A 16,642-nucleotide genomic window follows, 5' to 3' on the forward strand; every position below is an offset into this window, starting at 1 on the left:
GCGCGTGCCTCCTGGTGTACTCCTCTTAGGGCTAGACCGCAAGGTCTACCCTGCTGCGGCGGCGGTCGGGGCCACCCGAAATCGGCCCCGACCGCCTGGTCACCGCGGCGTTATCCGGTGATGGATACCGCGGTCTTCCTGCGCTTCGCATCCCACAGGAGGGCACCGCCCGTGAGTGCGAGGCCCAGGAGCAGGAGGAGAGCGAGCGCGAGGTTCACTCCCGTGTAGGCGAGGCTGCCCGGGCCGTCGCTGCTCGGGATGATGCCCCCGCCGTCGCAGTCCTCGACGCAGTCGGGGTCACCCGGGCCTCCGGGGTCGCCGGGGCCGTCGGTGCCGGAGACGTTCGGGCCGACCGTGGCCGCCGCGAGGTTGACCGTCGCGAGGCCCGAGCCCCCGACACCGCCGAGCGCGGTCACGCGCACCGCCGTCTGCGTGAAGGCGTCACCGCCGGCGGCCGCATCGAAGCCGACCTCCTGCACGTTGACCTGCACCGACAGGATGTCGGTGAGAGCCGTGCCGAGGCCCGCGTCACCCAGCAGGCCCGTCACGCTCGGCTCCACGAGGCCGTCCTGCAGCTTCTGCTCGACCTCGGCGATCACGTCGTCGTTGTCGAACACGAGGCCGTCGAGGTTCGAGCCGAGACCCCCGAGCAGCGCCGAGACGTTCACCGAGACCGGCGCGCCCAGCAGGGTGAGCGTGGCGTCCGCCGAGGCGGAGCCGTTCAGCAGCTGACGCAGCTCGCCGTGGATGTCCACGTCGAGGCTCGTGCGCAGGTCGGGCAGAGCGATCGGCACGAGCGTGCACACCAGCTCGGTCACGTCACCGACGAGGTCGTCGACCTCGTCGCCCAGGCCGCCGAGTCCCCCCAGGCCGCCCAGCAGACCGCCGACGAGGTCGTCGGCGACGCCGTCCTCACCGAGCAGCTCCACGGGAACCTCCACGCAGCGCTCCTCCATACGATCCTCCTGCGCGGTGAGCACCGAGAGGTCCGCGGTCACCGAGACGTCGACGGTGTCGAGCGCCTCCGCGACGGTGTCGAGCACGTCATCCGAGAGTTCGGCGACCGTCGTCGTGATGCCGCGCAGCACCGGCAGAACCACGTCCGCCGTCAGCAGCTCGGTGTTCGGCGGTAGCGCGTTGAGCTCGGAGCCCAGGAGCGTCTCGAGGTCGATGAGCACCGCCCCCGTCTCGAGGTCGAACGACACGGCGTCGCTCGAGAACGAGCTCGTGAGCAGCGGCTCCACGACGCTGCGCAGGTCGCTGTCGACGCTCACCCCCACGTCGATGCCGCCGCCCACGGGCCCGAGAAGTCGGTTCAGTTCGGGCAACAGCGAACGCGCGATGGCGCCGTCGGAGCCGCCGAGCGCGAGCAGAGCATCCTCAGCGGGATCGATGGCCGCGAGCACCTTGCTCGTGAGGTCGGCGATGGCGGGGCTGCTCACGGCGAGGGTCGCCCCGGCGAGCGCGTACTCGCCCTGCGCGCCCTCGGGGGTGCCCGTCGCCGCCGCGCCGACGGCCTGCAGCCGCAGGTCGAGATCGGTGATCACCGAACCGTCGACGCCGCCGAGCATGCCGTCGAGATCGACCGTGGCGTCGCCGCCGCGCGTGCCCGGCCCGTCGGTCACCTCGACCGCTCCGCGGTTGGTGAGCGCACCGACGGAAGCGTGCGACTCCCCGTTCGCCGAGGCCTCCGCATACTGGCCGGCCGCACCGAGGTCGATGATGGAGCCGAGGTCGAGGTTCACGCCGTTCGGCGCGCTCACCGTCACCGTGTCGAGCGCGGTGGCCGACAGCGGATCCGCTTCTGAGTCTCTGCCGTCGTTGCCGGAGTTGCGCGCCTCCGCGGGAGCAACCGCGACGAGGCGGGCGAGGTCGATGCCCGCGACCGTGCCCGAGAGCAGCTGGCCGCGTGCGTACGACTCTCCCGAATCCTCGTCGGCCGCCGCGGGGCTCGCGACTCCCACGAGGGTCAGTGCGGCGATGGCCGCGCTCGAGGTGCCGATTGCACCCCAGCGGCGCCACCGCGGTGCCCGTGTCGTGCCCGATGTGAGCGTCGACGAATTCATGATGTGCCCATCCCTTCATCCGTGGGGCGAGAGCACGGTCGTGGTGCCCTCGTTACGGGGAAAGAGACAGGACAGACCGTTCTATGACGCGAATCTGCCGAGAATTTTTAGAATCGGGCAAACCGATGCGGGGAGCGCTCCGAAGCGAGCACCACAGAAGGGTGGATGCTCGGGGTCGAGGCCCTCGCAGAAGCTGCGCTCGCGGGCTCAGGTGGTGGGCTGGTCGTCGCCGCGCGCGGTCGCGGGTGACGACGCGGGGTGCGCAGGGTCGGCGGGCTCGGACTCGGCGGGTGCGGGCTCGGGCTCGGCGGACTCCGGCTCGGCGGGCACCTCCTCGCGCTCCACCTCGATCGTGCGAGCCCGACGACGGGAGCGTCGATCGACGAGGACCGCGAGCACGGCCCCGACCAGCACGCCGGCCGAGACGCCGTAGAGCGAGAAGTAGGCGAGCGACGCCGCGAAACCCACTCCGGGGTCGGCCTCGTACAGGCTCGTGACAATGAGAGTCGCCAGGAACCCGAGAAAGCCGCCGACGACGAGGAAGGCGCCGATGCGCGGCGCGCGGCGCACCGTCACGCGGTCGCGGCCGGCAGTCGCGTCTGCGGGCAGGGGGGTCGACTGATCGTTCACCGTCTCATTCTTGCGCACGACTCTGGGCGCCAGGGTCGAGCGCTCCGGGTCCCCCTTGAAGTGTCCACCGAGGAGTCTGCCGAGGGGAACGACCCTTGCCACGCCGGAGAGCCAGGACTAGCGTGACCGTTAATGGCACTCAGTGCCACACACACATCTCTCGGGACAAAGGAGTACCTCATGGGAATGCTGGACGGAAAAGTCGCCTTCATCACAGGCGCGGCACGAGGACAGGGTCGCAGTCACGCCATCACGCTCGCCGAGCAGGGCGCTGACATCATCGCGGTCGACATTTGCGAGCAGATCCCCTCGGTGCACTATGCGATGGCAACGTCGGAAGACCTCGAGGAGACGGTGAAGCAGGTCGAAGCACTCGACCGCCGCATCGTCGCAACCCAAGCGGACGTTCGAGACATGGGTGCCTTGCAGGCGGCTGTGCAGAAGGGCGTCGCCGAGCTCGGTCGCGTCGATATCATTCTCGCCAACGCTGGCATCGTCACGCAGGGCGTCGACGACCCCGACCCGATCCAAGCGTTCAACGACGTGATTGCCGTCAACCTCGCGGGAGTGCGCAACACCGTGCACGCCGCGGTTCAGCACATGATCGACCAGGGCGAAGGCGGCTCGGTCGTGCTCACCAGCTCCACCCAGGGCCTGACGGGCCGAGGGGGTGCCGGCACGGGTGGCGGCGACGGCTACGCGGCGGCCAAGCACGGCGTCGTGGGCCTCATGCGCACCTGGGCGAACTGGCTGGCCCCGCACAACATTCGCGTCAACTCGATTCACCCCACCGGCGTGGCGACACCGATGATCATGAACGAGACCATCGAGCAGATGATGGCGGCCAACCCCGACATGGGCAACGCCATGGCCAACCTCATGCCTGTCCCCGTCGTCGAGTCGATCGACATCAGCAACGCGGTGCTCTACCTCGTGAGCGACATGGGTCGCTACGTCAGTGGCGTCACGCTTCCCGTTGACGCGGGCTTCATGGCGAAGTAGCGCATCCCACTCGGGCCGCGCCCTGCGCGCGGCCCGAGCTTCCGCTCAGGGAAGGTCAAGCGGGAAGAGCGCCGAGAGGTCGGAGCGACTGCCCGACGCGCGGACGCGACCGGCCTCCGAGGCCTGCGACCACGAGGTGCCGCCGGTCGCGATCTCGAGGAGCGTGTGCGCGTCGAGCTCCACGACGTTGGGCGGCGTGCCGCGCGTGTGCCGCACACCCTCGACGATCTGCACGGCACCGAACGGGGGAACCCGCACCTCGACTGAGCGGCCCGGCGCCGCCTCGGCGAGCAGCTGCAGGGTGTAGCGCGCGGCGAGTGCGAGCGTCTCGCTCTCGAGCCGAGCATCCGCGTCGCCCCTCGCCGCGGCGATCGCCGCAACGGCAGCGCGGCCCTCGGCGTCGTCGATGCGGGGCCTGGCCATGCCCCGAGAGTACGCCGCGCAGGGGCGCGCAGCGTCAGTAGGCTGGGCGGGTGAGAATCCTCGTCCTCGGCTCGGGCGCGCGCGAGCACGCCATCATCACCGCACTGCTCACCGAAGGCAGCGCGACACCCCACGACATCACGGCCGCGCCCGGCAATGCCGGCATCGCCGCAGCCGTGCCGACCGTCGCGCTCGACGCCACCAAGGGCGCCGTCGTCGCCGACTACTGCGTCGACAACGACATCGAGCTGCTCATCATCGGGCCGGAGGCTCCGCTCGTCGCGGGCGTCGCCGACGCCGTTCGTCAGCGCGGCATCGCCGTGTTCGGGCCCGGCGCCGCCGCCGCGCAGCTCGAAGGCTCCAAGGCGTTCGCGAAGCGCATCATGGACACCGCGGGGGTTCCCACCGGTCGCGCCGTGCGCGTCGGCACCCTCGCCGAGGTGGAGGCCGCGCTCGACGAGCTCGGCGCCCCGCACGTCGTCAAGGCCGACGGACTCGCCGCCGGCAAGGGCGTCATCGTCACCGACGACCGCGCCGCCGCCCTCGCGCACGCCGAGAACTACCTGCAGCAGGGCGGCGTGCTCGTCGAAGAGTTCCTCGCCGGCCAGGAGGTCTCCCTCTTCTTCGTGAGCGACGGCCACACGGTGCTGCCGCTGAGCCCCGCGCAGGACTACAAGCGGGCCCTCGACGGCGACGCCGGCCCCAACACGGGCGGCATGGGCGCCTACTCGCCGCTGCCGTGGGCACCCGAGGGCTTCGTCGACGAGGTGATCCGCACGGTCGCCGAGCCCACCGTCCGCCAACTCGACGCCGAGGGAACCCCCTTCATTGGCCTGCTCTACTGCGGCCTGATCGTCACCGAGCAGGGCATCCGTGTCATCGAGTTCAATGCGCGCTTCGGCGACCCCGAGACGCAGGTCGTGCTGCCGCGCCTCACCACACCCGTGAGCGAGTTGCTGTACGCCGCCGCGACCGGACGATTGAGCGGGATGCCCCGACCCGAGTTCAGCGAGGACGCCTGTGTGACCGTCGTGCTCGCGAGCGAGGGCTACCCCGACTCGCCCCAGACCGGCCGCCCGCTCACCGGGGTCGAGGCCGCCGGGGCCGTCGAAGGCGTGCACCTCTGCCACGCGGCGACCGCGCGCACCGACGACGGCTACGTCGCCACCGGCGGACGCGTGCTGAGCGTCGTCGCGACCGGCGCCGACTTCGCGCAAGCCCGCACGCGCGCCTACGAGGCGATCGGGCTGCTGCACCTCGAGGGCGGCCAGTACCGCACCGATATCGCGGCGCGCGTCGCCTGATGGGTGCGGTCTGATGGACGCTGTCTGATGGGTACGGTCTCATGACGGATGCTCTCGCCGAGCTCGGCTGGCAGCACGCGTACTCGGGCAAGGTGCGCGAGCTCTACGAGCACGCCGCGCACCCGGCACTCATGCTCGTCATCGCGAGTGATCGGGTCAGTGCGTTCGACCACGTGCTCGAGCCGGGCATCCCGGGCAAGGGCGCTCTTCTGACCGAGCTGAGCCGCTGGTGGTTCGAGCAGCTCGACGTGCCCAACCACCTCGCCGCTGGCGACGACCTGCCCGAGGTTCCCACCGAGGTCGCCGACCGCGCGATGCTCGTGCGGCGGCTCGACATGCACCCCGTCGAGTGCGTCGTGCGCGGCTACCTGAGCGGATCCGGCTGGGTCGAGTACCAGGCCACGCAGAGCGTGTGCGGCATCCCCCTGCCCGCGGGACTGCGCGACGGGGACCGACTGCCCGAGCCCATCTACACGCCCGCGTGGAAAGCGCCGATGGGCGAGCACGACGAGAACATCACGTTCGAGCGCTCGGTCGAGCTCGTGGGTGCGCCCGTCGCTGCAGCGCTGCGGGATGCGTCGCTCGCGATCTTCGCGCGCGCGAGCTCGCTCGCCGCCTCCCGCGGAGTGATCCTCGCCGACACCAAGTTCGAGTTCGGCACCGACCCGGCCACGGGTGTGCTGACCCTCGCCGACGAGGTGCTGACCTCGGACAGCTCGCGGTACTGGGACGCCGAGCTGTACGCGGCCGGCGGGCCGGATCGCCTGGCGAGCTTCGACAAGCAGATCGTGCGCAACTGGCTCGCGTCCAACTGGGACCGCACCGGCACCCCGCCGACCTTGCCCCCGGAGATCGTCGAGCGCACGGCCGCGCGATACCGAGAGCTCCTCGCCCGCCTCACCGCGTGACTTCCGGGCCAGATCTGGCGCATAAGGGCGCTCACCTCGTGCTCGAGCGCCCATTCGTGCCAGATCTGGCGCAAACAGGCGCGTGGCGCGGCGGCGCGGCATGGAATGGGGCGGGATGCTCGCGCGTTGACGCACGCATGACCGACTCTGCACGGCTCGCCGCCGACACCGCCATGGGCGCCGTCACCCTCGACGTGGCCGACCTCGACGTGATGACGGCCTACTACCGCGACGCGGTCGGGTTGAGTGTGCTCACCTCCGACGGGCCGGTCGTGGTGCTCGGTCGTGCGGGCGGCTCGAGCGCAGCATCCGTACCGGTCGTCGTTCTGCGGCACAGCCCGACCCTGAAGCATGCCGGGCCGCGCGAGGCGGGACTGTTCCACACGGCGATCCTGTTCGAGACGCAGGCCGCCCTCGCCGCGGCGGTGTACACGGTCGCGACGGCGCATCCGCAACGGTTCACCGGCTCCGCCGACCACCTCGTCAGCCAGGCCTTCTACTACGACGACCCGGAGGGCAACGGCGTCGAACTGTACTGGGACCGTGACCGCACCGAGTGGTCGTGGGTGCACGGCACGGTCGAGATGGGCACGCTCTTCCTCGACCCGAACGCCTTCCTGCGCGAGCATCTGACCGAGGAGGCGCTCGCCGCGCACGGCTCGGCGCCGAGCGTCGTCGGCCACGTGCACTTGAGCGTCGGCGATACGGCGACCGCACGCGAGTTCTACGTCGACCGCCTCGGCTTCGACCTGACGACTTCGTTCGGCGGGCAGGCGATCTTCGTGAGCGCGGGCGGCTACCACCACCACATGGCGATGAACGTGTGGCGCAGCGCCGGTGCCGGTCGCCGGATGCCCGCGCTCGGGCTCGGCCAGGTCGACATCGCCGTGCCGGACGCCGATGAGCTCGGCGCCACCGCCGAGCGGCTGCGGCACTACGGGCTCGACCCGCGCGACGACGGCCGCACGCTCGAGCTCGACGACCCGTGGGGCACGCGCATCCGCCTCGCCTCTGCGTAACCCGCACCCCCTGTGCCAGATCTGGCGCGAAAGGGCGTTCACGCTCGGGCTCGAGCGCCCATGTGCGCCAGATCTGGCACAGGAGGGCGGGGGTTCGGGCGCCTAGACTCGCGGGCGTGAGCGAGTGGAGGCCCCCGCGGCGGCTGCGGCTGAGCCGCGCGATCGCCGCCGCGCAGGCGCCCGTGCTGCTCGGGCAGGGCCGCAGGCTGCGCCGCGAGACGCCGCGGCTGCCCGACGCTCCCCTGCCCTGGGAGGGCAGGGTCGACGGCCCCGGCGGGGAGGGTGGTGGCAGCGAGCGAGTGCTGCGCCTGCTGGTCATCGGCGACTCGACCGCGGCCGGCGTGGGCGTCGACCACGCCGCGCTGGGGCTCGGCGGTCGCCTGGCGGAAGCGCTCTCCGCCCGCACCGGGCGACCCGTGCAGTGGTGGGCGGCGGGCCGCAACGGGGCGACCGCGCGCGACCTCGTGCGGCAGTACCTCGCCCCGGCCCTCGAGCGGCCCTACGACCTCGTCTTCCTCACGGTCGGAGCCAACGACGCCCTCGCCCTGCGCTCGGCCCGCGCCTTCCGCCGAGACATCAGACGCATTCTCGCGCGCACCTTTGCCGCGCATCCCGACACCGCCCTGCTCATGTCATCGCTGCCCGCGTTCTTCCGGTTCCGGCTGCTGCCCGACCCGTTGCGCCGCAGCCTGTACCGGCACTCGCAGGCCCTCGAGCGGGAGGCCCGCGCCCTCGTCGACGCGCACCCCCGCGCCCACATGTCTCCCCCTCCACCGCCCTACACGGAGGGGTTCTTCGCAAGCGACGACTTTCACCCGAGCGCGATCGGGTACAAAGACTGGGCCGACTTCGCCGTCGACGACGCCGAGAGCATCGGGTTTCTGCGGCTGCTCGACGAGCACTGAGCCCGCTCGCGTCCATTCCGCCCCGCCGTAGACTCGCGGTCGTGCCTCCGACCTCGCGCCCGCAGTCGCCCAGTCCGCAGCCGCTCGGCCCGCAGACTCCCCAGCCGCAGACTTCACGACCGCTGCGCGGCCGCCGACTGAGCCGGGCCATCGCCCTCGCGCTCGCCCCCGTGCTCGTGCCGCAGACGGTGAAGGTGCGGCGCACGGTGCCGAAACTGCCGGAGGCGCCGCGCCCGTGGGAGGGCGGCGGCGGCACCGATCCGCTGCAGCTGCTCGTGCTGGGCGATTCGATGGCGGTCGGCGTGGGCGTCGACGATGCCTCCGACGGGCTGGCCGGGCACCTCGCGGCGGGGCTCACGGTGCGGACAGGGCATCCGGTGCGATGGCGCGCCCGGGGGCGCAACGGGGCGACCGCGCGCGACGTCATCGACGACCACCTCGCCGAGGCGCTGAGCGAGCCAGCCGATCTCATCGTGCTGAGCATCGGCGCGAACGATGCGATGCAGGTGCGCTCCCATCGGGCCTTCCGGCGCGACGTGAAGCGCATCCTGCACGACATCTTCGCCGCGCACCCCGGGGCGATCGTGCTCATCGGGGCTCTGCCCGCGTTCCACCGCTTCGAGATTCTGCCCGAGCCGCTGCGCAGCACGCTCTCGCTGCACGCCCGCGCGCTCGACGTGGCCGCCCGGCGCGCGCTCGAGAGATTCCCGCGAGCGCATATGTCACCGGAGCTGCCCCCGTACAGCGAGGGATTCTTCGCCACCGACGACTTCCACCCGAGCGCGCAGGGGTACCGGGAGTGGGCAGAGTTCGCCCTCGACGACGCGTGGTCGCACGGCATCGCCCGCGTCCTGCCCTCGTGACCCGTGCGCGCGGCGGCACCGCCGACGACCGCGCACGGCCCGAACGTCTCGCCGGTATCCCGGCCCTCGCGGCCGTCGTTGCGCGGCTACGCGACCAACACCCGCCCGCCTCAGGTCGCCTGCTGGTGGGCCTGGCGGGTGCTCCCGGTGCGGGCAAATCGACGGTCGCCGCGGCGCTCGCCACCGCGCTCCCCGGCACCGCGGTGCTGCCGATGGACGGCTTCCACCTTCCGCAGTCCCGCTTGCGAGACCTCGGCCGCCGCGACCGCATGGGCGCACCCGACACGTTCGACGTGGCCGGCTTCACGACCCTGCTGGCGACCCTGCGTGATGTCGACAACTCAGGACGAACCGTGCTCGCCCCCGGCTTCGACCGAGAGAGCGAAGAGCCGGTGCCCGACGCCGTGGCTCTGAGTCCTGAGTTGTCGACCGTCATCGTGGAGGGCAACTACCTGCTGCTCGACCACGGCGGCTGGGAGGCGGTCGCCCCGCTGCTGCATGCCGCCGTCGGCATCGTCGTCGACGACGCGGTGCGCCGCGATCGTCTCATCGCGCGCCACATCGCCTTCGGCAAGGATCCGGATGCTGCGCGCGCCTGGGCTCTCGGCCCCGACGAGCGCAACGCGGCCGCGATCGCGGCGACCCTCGAGCGAGCGGACTACCTGCTCAGCCCCTGACGGGGCACAGAGCCGCCCGCCCTACGAGTCGGCCGTGCCGATACCGTCGCCCGCGGCGAGCGCCGACGCCGCGTCGTCCTCGTCCGCGTGCTCGACGCCGTCGACGAGCGCCCGCCGCGACTCGGCGCGCTCGATGCTCTGGTTGCGCGAGGTCACGCGGCTGCGGGGCAGGATCTCGGGCTGCTGGTCGTGCACCCACTGCACGAGCTTCTCGCGCACGAGGCAGCGCAGGTCCCACAGGGTGCCCGCGTCGGCGGCGCTCACGAGGGCGCGAATCTGCACGAACCCGCCCGTCGCGTCGGTGACGATGACGCCCGAGGAGCGGCCGTCCCACATCTCGGTCTCCTCGAGGATGCGGTCGAGCTCGTGCCGCACGGCAGCGGGGCTGACCGTCCAGTCGACGTCGAGGTAGACGGTGCCGAGCAGTTCGGAGCTCGCGCGCGTCCAGTTCTGGAACGGCGTCGTCGTGAAGTACGTGGAGGGCAGCACGAGTCGACGCTGATCCCACGTGTTGACGACGACGTAGGTGAGGGTGATCTCCTCGACGCGGCCGTACTCGCCCTCGGCGATGACGACGTCATCGATGCGCAGGGCGTCGCTGAAGGCGAGTTGCATGCCCGCGAAGAGGTTCGCGAGGCTCGACTGGGCGGCGAGACCTGCGACGACGCTCACGAGGCCGGCGGAGGCGAGGAGGCTCGCTCCGGCGGCCTGAGCCCCGGGGAAGGTGAGCAGGATCGCGGCGACGGCGAGGATGACGATGAGGGCGGCCGCGAGACGGCGCAGGATGGTGATTTGCGTCTGCGCTCGACGCGCCACGCGGTTGTCGGGCCCGGTCACCGCGCTCGCGTCGTACCGCAGAAGGATCCGGTCGAAGAGCAGACGGACGACGGCAGAAATGAACCACGCGCCGGCGGCGATGGTCACGATGACGAAGACGCGTGTGTAGACGTCGAGCCAGTACTCCTCGGGCAACGCGACGGCGAGCGCAATCCACACGGCGAGGATGAGCAGCAGGATCCGGAACCGCCGCCGAGACGGTCCGAACGTCGCGTACACGCCCACCCACCGTCGCGCGACGAGCCGCACGATGAGGGAGATGACGGCGACGACGAGCACGACCGCGACGAGGGCGATGAGCAGCGCGATGCCGACGTCGGCGAGCAGGGGCCAGTGGATGTCGAGCGACCAATTGGGCACAGCGTCTCCTTGTTCTCGAGCGGTTCCCGCTCGGACGGTCGGGGGTGGTCGTGCCCTCCAGCGTAACCACGCCGGTAGACTCGGTCTCGACCCCACCCGCCTCATGCAGGGAGCCTTCTGTGCCCACGATCGTCGTCGAGGTCATGCCCAAGCCCGAGCTGCTCGACCCGGCGGGCAAGGCTGTCGCAGGCGCCCTGCACCGCCTCGGCCACGACCACGTGACGGATGTGCGCATCGGCAAGCGCTTCGAACTCTCGGTCGACACTGTCGACGACGAGCTGCTGAAGAGCATCGAGAAGGTCGCCGCCGACATGCTGTCGAACTCGGTGATCGAGACGGTGCTGTCGGTCGAGGTCCTCGACGAGAGCCCTGCAGGAGAGACGCACTGATGCGCGTCGGGGTCATCACCTTCCCCGGCTCTCTCGACGACCGCGATGCGATGCGCGCGATCCGTCTCGCGGGCGCCGAGCCCGTGGCACTCTGGCACGGCACGCACGACCTCATGGGCGTCGACGCAATCGTCTTGCCGGGCGGCTTCAGCTACGGCGACTACTTGCGGTGCGGCGCGATCGCGGCGAACTCGCCGATCATGGCGGAGGTCATCGATGCGGCGAACAGCGGGATGCCCGTGCTGGGCATCTGCAACGGCTTCCAGATCCTCGTGGAGACCCATCTGCTGCCGGGCGGCCTCGTGCGCAACGATCATGGCGACTTCATCCGCCGCGATCAGCGACTGCGCGTCGAGAGCACCGACTCGGCGTGGACGAGCGGTTTCGAGCCGGGCCAGGAGATCACGATCCCGCTCAAGAATGGCGAGGGCGGTTTCATCGCCGACGAGGAGACGCTCGACCGCCTCGAGGGCGAGGGTCTCATCGCCTTCCGCTACCTCGACGTGAACCCGAACGGATCGCTGCGCGACATCGCGGGTCTGCGCAACGAGCGCGGCAACGTCGTCGGCCTCATGCCGCATCCGGAACACGCCGTCGAGCCGGGCTTCGGGCCCGACACCCCCGCGGCGATGCGCTCGGGCATCGACGGCCTGACGTTCTTCACGAGCATCCTCACCGCCACCCTCGCCAGCGCCTGACGCGCCCGCGCGCCTTCCACAACTTCGGAGTGGTGCCCGCGCGCCTCGCAGGGTCCTTCCACTCCGAAGTTGTGGAAGCCCCCGCAGCGCGAACCCGGCGACACGCGCTCTTGCGTCAGTACCGACCAGTCGGTATGTTCTGCATCATGAGTTCTGTCCCCGTCCCCTCGGCCCTCCACGAGGTGCTCGGCGAGCAGCAGTCCCGCCTCGCGCTCGTCCTCGTCGCAGTCGCGGCTGTCATGCCCGTTCTCGCCGTCTCACCCGCGCTCGCCGACGTGGCCGTGTGGCGCGGCATCCTCGCCGCCCTCCTGGTCGCCGACATCGGTGCGGGCGCGATCGCGAACCTCACGCGCGGCACGACCGACTTCTACGCGGCGCGACCGCGCCTGCGCTGGGTATTCATCACCGTGCACGTGCACCTGCCCCTCGTCGCGCTCCTGCTCGACTTGGCCCTCACGCCGGCCCTGGTCGCCTGGGCGGCGACAATCGTCGCCGCGACGGTCGTGAACCTGCTCGTTCGCCACCCTGAGCAGCGTGTCGTGGCGGGACTCCTGCTCGCGGTGATCCTGTGCGGCCTTCCCCTGCTGCCCGACCAGAGCCCGACCCTTCTCATCGTCAGCGCACTCTTCGCCACAAAGGTCGCGTACGCGTTCGCCGTCGACCAGCGTGCTGAGGCGCGCAACCACGAGCTGAGTCACACACTCCCGCACGACACGACCGCTCCGCCGCAGACGGGGGCTCCGGCATGACCGCGACCGCAGTGACGATCCGGCCAGCAGCCGCGCACGAGCACGAGCCGGCGGCGCGCCTGCTCGCCGACGCCTTCGCCCACGACCCACTCGTCCGTGCGGCCACGGCCCGAGCATCCGCACCAAACGCCGCGCGTGCCGCGATCTTCCGCACGAGCCTGAGCACCACGCTCGACCAGGGCGGCACCGTGCTCGTCGCCGTCGACGAGGGCACCCTGCTCGGCGCGGCCATCATCCTCGACCCCTCTCGTGGCCGACTGCGCACCCTCGCCGGTCGCGTGCGGGCGGGCGGCAGATTTCTGAGAATGCTCCCGCTCCTGGGCAGGCGCGGCCTCACCCTCCTCAACGACGCCGATCGGGCCTCCCGCCGCCACGCCCCGGGCGACCCGCACCACGTGCTCACCGCCGTCGGGGTCACCGCGGCCGCGCGGGGCCGCGGCATCGGCCGGTCCCTCGTCGAGGCGACCGTCGATCGAGCGCGCGAGCAGGGCAACTCCTGGGGCGTGCGCCTCGAGACCGAGAACAGCGAGAATGTCGACCACTACCGTCGGTGGGGTTTCGACCTCGCCGCGAGTGTGGCGGTGCGCCCCGTGACCGTGCATGTCATGGTGCACCCGGTGAGAGAGGCGGGCTCCGCATGACGACGCGTGCACGTGATGAGATCGTCGAGGCCGCCTTCCGGCTCTTCCTCGAGCGCGGCTACGAGGCGACGAGCCTCGCGCGCATCCTCGACACCGTCCCCTACTCGAAGGGTGCCGTTTACCACCACTTCGCGAGCAAGGAGGCCCTGCTCGAGGCCGTCATCGAGCGGTTCTTCACGTCGCTGCTCGACCCCACCGACGCCCCCCGACCGACCGAGCCCGTCGCTCTCGCCCACCGCATGGTCGACGACTACGTCGACGCGATCGACGCCGTCGCCCCCTACGCCTCCCCGACCGCGTACTACGCCTTCCTCACCTCCGTCGCGCCCCGGGCGAGCGAGGCGATCGGGGCAGCGCACACGGCGAGCGCAGCCGAGCTCGCCGGCGCCCTCGAACCCCTCACCGGCTCGAAGGGCGCAGCACGCGACCTCGCGCACGACCTCATCGCCCTCGTCGAGGGCACCGGCCTGCTGGCCGCGCTGCGGGGCGTGCATCCCGACCGCGCCGCGCTTCACGCCGCCCTCAACCGCGCGCTCCCACCGACTTCTGGGTGAATCGTGATGTGCTGGACCCCATGACGACTACCCCGCACGGCGACGCCCCCAGCGTCGCCGCCCCCCGCGCAACACAGCACCCCTCTGGCCCGGCCCCGACCGGCCTCACCCCGAAGAAGCTGTACCGCATCGTCGCGATCGCCGAGGCGATCACGTGGACCCTCCTCATCACGGGCCTCATCCTCCGTGCCACCAGCGACCTCGCGATCGCGGTGACGATCGGCGGCAGCATCCACGGTTTCGTGTTCCTCGCCTACGGCGCGACGGCGATCCTCACCGCCATCAACCAGCGCTGGAGCGTCGGCCTCGGCCTGCTCGCCGTCATCACGGCGGTCATCCCCTACGCGACGATCCCCTTCGACATCTGGGCGCACCGCACCGGCAGGCTCGAGGGCGCGTGGCGCCGCGAGGCGACGGACGACCCGCGCGACGCGCGCTGGTTCGATCGACTGGTGCGCTGGATGCTCAACCACCCGTATCTGCTGGCGGCACTCATCCTGCTCGCCGTCGTGGTGCTCTTCACGGTGCTGCTGATCCTCGGCCCGCCCGTGCCCAAGGCCTAGCTGGGAAGACGGTACGCCCGCCGTCGACTCGTGGCGGGAGCAGTCGGCACAACCTTGCCTTCGGATACGAGTCTGCGCAGTTCACGTCTGGTCTGATCAAGTCCAATTTCAAGACTGGTCGAGATTTCGTGGACGGTCAGAGGCTGACGGTTCAGCAGCATCGCCAGGATCGGTTCAGGGTGGAGATCCTTCTCTCGCGTGCGTGAATCGAAGAGTGGCGCCTGCACCAATTGGGTCGTTGCGTAGAAGTGTCCACCGCGTCTGCCCCGCTCCAGCCAGCCCTCACTCTCGAGCTCAACGAGCAAGCGCCATGCGTCAAGGCTGTCCATGTCGAGCTGATATCTGACGACCTGATCGTCAATTTCATTCTTTTGAATCGCGAGGGCGAGAGCACCCAAAGACCTCTCGTCGAGATCTCCTGCCCCGACAAGTCGAAGATGCTCGACTATCGCCGGATCCATAAGCCCGTGACGCGCTAGCGATGTCGTGAAGCGCAGATTGTTGGCACGGAAGGTTGGAAGGGGAAGTCCCTGGGACTTCATCGAGCCCACCATGAATCGGATCCCCGTTCCCTGGTTCTCGGAGACGGTCGAGCTATCGGGCAATGGCACATCCGGTAGCAATCTGGTCAAGTAGGAGTTCCTGGATCGCGAAGTGCCGTCCAACAAGTCGACTTCGCGTCGGCCTCCCCAAATGCCACCCGGGTTCGTGATATCGAGTCGATCGGGGTACAACTCCACGCGCACCTGTTCCGCTTCGGAGAAGGCCGAGTAATCGCGATGGGCTACAGCGTTCACAAGTGCTTCTCTGATGACGTCGGCCGGTATCTCGCCAACATCTCGAGAAGAGGACCCCAAGCTCACACGACGGCGGGGCAAGGTGCCCTCCAACTTCGCGACAGCATCGCTAATCATCCATGGAATGGGGCCTTCGAAGTTCGCGCGGTCAAGCATACGAACTTCGCCCATTGCCCCATCAGGCGAAGCTGCCGGGAAGTGTGCATAGCTGATCATTAATTGAGGCAGCCGTTCTTGTGGGTACGAGCCCAGCGCTAGGTAGCCAGCTAAAGTCACGCTCCGGAGATCTGGGTCAAGTACTCGAAGGTGCGCAAGAACTTCCTCGTCCGTCCGAGCCACCTTTGCGAGGCGTGGCCTAGTTCGTCGAACTCGCGAAAGCAATCCCGCCACGAGCTCCTCGTCCAGATCTGCAAGGGATGTGCCCGGAACCACGTCGATGTCTCGAACTGGCTGCTGGTGATTCGAGCTGAGTAGGAATATTGCGTGAGTGCTCATCCGGTGGTCGCCATCCAGCAATCGCTCGTAGCTACCTTGCTCCTTGCCCTTCGTCGTCACGAAGCACGGCTTCTTCTCTGGGGGAAGCTCCTCCACGGTTCCCACGACGATTTCTGCACCCTCGAACTCCATGATCCGGATCTCAACGATGGGATCTGGTTGCAGGTTGGGTTGGGATTCTCCAGACTGGCGCGGACGCACAAGTTCCTTGAATGCGTCCGCTATCGGCAGAGCCTGGAAACCATCGGCGGGCGCGAAGCCTTGCTTCTCGTCGAGGCCAAGGATGATTGTGCCGCCATGCGTGTTGCTGAATGCGCTGACGGTTGTACCGAGTGACGTGGGTAGGCCACCGACAGATGCCTTTACCTCGACTTCAGAAGTATCCCTGCCAAGCCGGCGCATTTGATCGACCGATTCTTGGAGTTCTGGCGCGTCCACTCTTGATCCTCAATTCGCTTCACGCAAGTCAGACTCGTGCGTCACTTGCATCAGTTCGTCACTGTACCAGTGAGCTCCAGTGACAGTCAGTGACAACGGGCGGCGGAAAGGGTGGGCGGTGGCATACGCATGGGGAGACGAGCAATAGCGCTGTCGAATGTCACGCGAGGCACCCTGGGCTCCGCAAGGAAGCACCGGGTCGATAGCGACCTGTCAGGCACATCGGCGGGAAGTAAGTGGGGCGGCACCTCGCGAGAGCCGCATGTGCTCGCCCGCCCCGCTACTGGTTGATCGCGGCGCCGATGAAGAAGGCACCGATGAAGA

18 protein-coding genes are annotated in these 16,642 nt (G+C 69.7%); 13 read left to right on the top strand and 5 right to left on the bottom strand.

The window, feature by feature from the left end; all coding sequences use genetic code 11:
* Window positions 1-110: 110 nt before the first annotated feature.
* Both FK219_RS09355 and FK219_RS09360 read right to left on the bottom strand, forming a co-directional pair.
* Window positions 111-2,066, bottom strand: a complete 1,956-nt coding sequence (locus FK219_RS09355) for a choice-of-anchor G family protein (protein ID WP_152583844.1) — start codon at window positions 2,064-2,066, stop codon at window positions 111-113.
* 207 nt (window positions 2,067-2,273) lie between these two features.
* Window positions 2,274-2,696 (bottom strand): hypothetical protein, encoded by a 423-nt coding sequence (locus FK219_RS09360; protein WP_152583845.1) that lies wholly within the window; start codon window positions 2,694-2,696, stop codon window positions 2,274-2,276.
* Between the two features lie 180 nt (window positions 2,697-2,876).
* Between FK219_RS09360 and FK219_RS09365 the strand changes: the two genes are divergently transcribed.
* Window positions 2,877-3,698 (top strand): mycofactocin-coupled SDR family oxidoreductase, encoded by an 822-nt coding sequence (locus FK219_RS09365; RefSeq protein WP_152583846.1) that lies wholly within the window; start codon window positions 2,877-2,879, stop codon window positions 3,696-3,698.
* Window positions 3,699-3,743: 45 nt separating this feature from the next.
* Here the strand turns inward: FK219_RS09365 and FK219_RS09370 are convergent, their stop codons facing one another.
* Window positions 3,744-4,121, bottom strand: coding sequence for a sterol carrier family protein (locus FK219_RS09370; protein ID WP_152583847.1), 378 nt, complete (start codon window positions 4,119-4,121; stop codon window positions 3,744-3,746).
* Between the two features lie 50 nt (window positions 4,122-4,171).
* Between FK219_RS09370 and purD the strand changes: the two genes are divergently transcribed.
* From purD to FK219_RS09400, 6 genes are all read left to right on the top strand, one after another.
* Window positions 4,172-5,425: a phosphoribosylamine--glycine ligase gene (purD, locus tag FK219_RS09375; RefSeq protein WP_152583848.1), complete on the top strand. Its 1,254-nt coding sequence runs from the start codon at window positions 4,172-4,174 to the stop codon at window positions 5,423-5,425.
* A gap of 41 nt (window positions 5,426-5,466) precedes the next feature.
* The gene (locus FK219_RS09380) at window positions 5,467-6,333 is read left to right on the top strand and encodes a phosphoribosylaminoimidazolesuccinocarboxamide synthase (RefSeq protein WP_152583849.1); all 867 of its coding nucleotides are present in this window, start codon (window positions 5,467-5,469) and stop codon (window positions 6,331-6,333) included.
* Between the two features lie 137 nt (window positions 6,334-6,470).
* Window positions 6,471-7,352, top strand: a complete 882-nt coding sequence (locus FK219_RS09385) for a VOC family protein (protein WP_152583850.1) — start codon at window positions 6,471-6,473, stop codon at window positions 7,350-7,352.
* A gap of 116 nt (window positions 7,353-7,468) precedes the next feature.
* Window positions 7,469-8,257: an SGNH/GDSL hydrolase family protein gene (locus FK219_RS09390; RefSeq protein WP_165638103.1), complete on the top strand. Its 789-nt coding sequence runs from the start codon at window positions 7,469-7,471 to the stop codon at window positions 8,255-8,257.
* A gap of 41 nt (window positions 8,258-8,298) precedes the next feature.
* Window positions 8,299-9,120, top strand: a complete 822-nt coding sequence (locus tag FK219_RS09395; RefSeq protein WP_152583852.1) for an SGNH/GDSL hydrolase family protein — start codon at window positions 8,299-8,301, stop codon at window positions 9,118-9,120.
* A complete protein-coding gene (locus tag FK219_RS09400) occupies window positions 9,117-9,797 on the top strand; it encodes a nucleoside/nucleotide kinase family protein (protein WP_328821666.1) in 681 nt (226 codons plus the stop codon). Before FK219_RS09395 ends, FK219_RS09400 begins: the two co-directional genes overlap by 4 nt.
* Window positions 9,798-9,818: 21 nt before the next feature.
* On the opposite strand, the gene FK219_RS09405 is transcribed toward FK219_RS09400, so the two are convergent.
* Window positions 9,819-10,994, bottom strand: coding sequence for a mechanosensitive ion channel family protein (locus FK219_RS09405; protein ID WP_165638104.1), 1,176 nt, complete (start codon window positions 10,992-10,994; stop codon window positions 9,819-9,821).
* Window positions 10,995-11,113: 119 nt separating this feature from the next.
* Here FK219_RS09405 and purS point away from each other — a divergent pair, with 119 nt between their 5' ends.
* From purS to FK219_RS09435, 6 genes are all read left to right on the top strand, one after another.
* Window positions 11,114-11,383 (top strand): phosphoribosylformylglycinamidine synthase subunit PurS, encoded by a 270-nt coding sequence (gene purS / locus FK219_RS09410; RefSeq protein WP_152583854.1) that lies wholly within the window; start codon window positions 11,114-11,116, stop codon window positions 11,381-11,383.
* A complete protein-coding gene (purQ, locus tag FK219_RS09415; protein WP_152583855.1) occupies window positions 11,383-12,081 on the top strand; it encodes a phosphoribosylformylglycinamidine synthase subunit PurQ in 699 nt (232 codons plus the stop codon). Before purS ends, purQ begins: the two co-directional genes overlap by 1 nt.
* Window positions 12,082-12,227: 146 nt before the next feature.
* Window positions 12,228-12,830 carry a hypothetical protein gene (locus tag FK219_RS09420; RefSeq protein ID WP_152583856.1) on the top strand — a complete coding sequence of 201 codons (603 nt, stop codon included), beginning with the start codon at window positions 12,228-12,230 and terminating at the stop codon, window positions 12,828-12,830.
* Entirely contained in the window at window positions 12,827-13,471 is a 645-nt protein-coding gene (locus tag FK219_RS09425) for a GNAT family N-acetyltransferase (RefSeq protein WP_152583857.1), read from the top strand. The genes FK219_RS09420 and FK219_RS09425 overlap by 4 nt, the downstream gene beginning before the upstream one ends.
* A complete protein-coding gene (locus FK219_RS09430) occupies window positions 13,468-14,025 on the top strand; it encodes a TetR/AcrR family transcriptional regulator (RefSeq protein ID WP_152583858.1) in 558 nt (185 codons plus the stop codon). The genes FK219_RS09425 and FK219_RS09430 overlap by 4 nt, the downstream gene beginning before the upstream one ends.
* 20 nt (window positions 14,026-14,045) lie before the next feature.
* Entirely contained in the window at window positions 14,046-14,588 is a 543-nt protein-coding gene (locus FK219_RS09435) for a DUF3817 domain-containing protein (RefSeq protein WP_152583859.1), read from the top strand.
* On the opposite strand, the gene FK219_RS09440 is transcribed toward FK219_RS09435, so the two are convergent.
* Window positions 14,585-16,318 (bottom strand): ATP-binding protein, encoded by a 1,734-nt coding sequence (locus tag FK219_RS09440; RefSeq protein WP_152583860.1) that lies wholly within the window; start codon window positions 16,316-16,318, stop codon window positions 14,585-14,587. The genes FK219_RS09435 and FK219_RS09440 overlap by 4 nt on opposite strands.
* Window positions 16,319-16,642 lie beyond the last annotated feature (324 nt).

Source organism: Microcella pacifica, from assembly GCF_009371975.2.
In the GTDB taxonomy this organism is placed as follows: Bacteria; Actinomycetota; Actinomycetes; order Actinomycetales; family Microbacteriaceae; genus Microcella; species Microcella pacifica.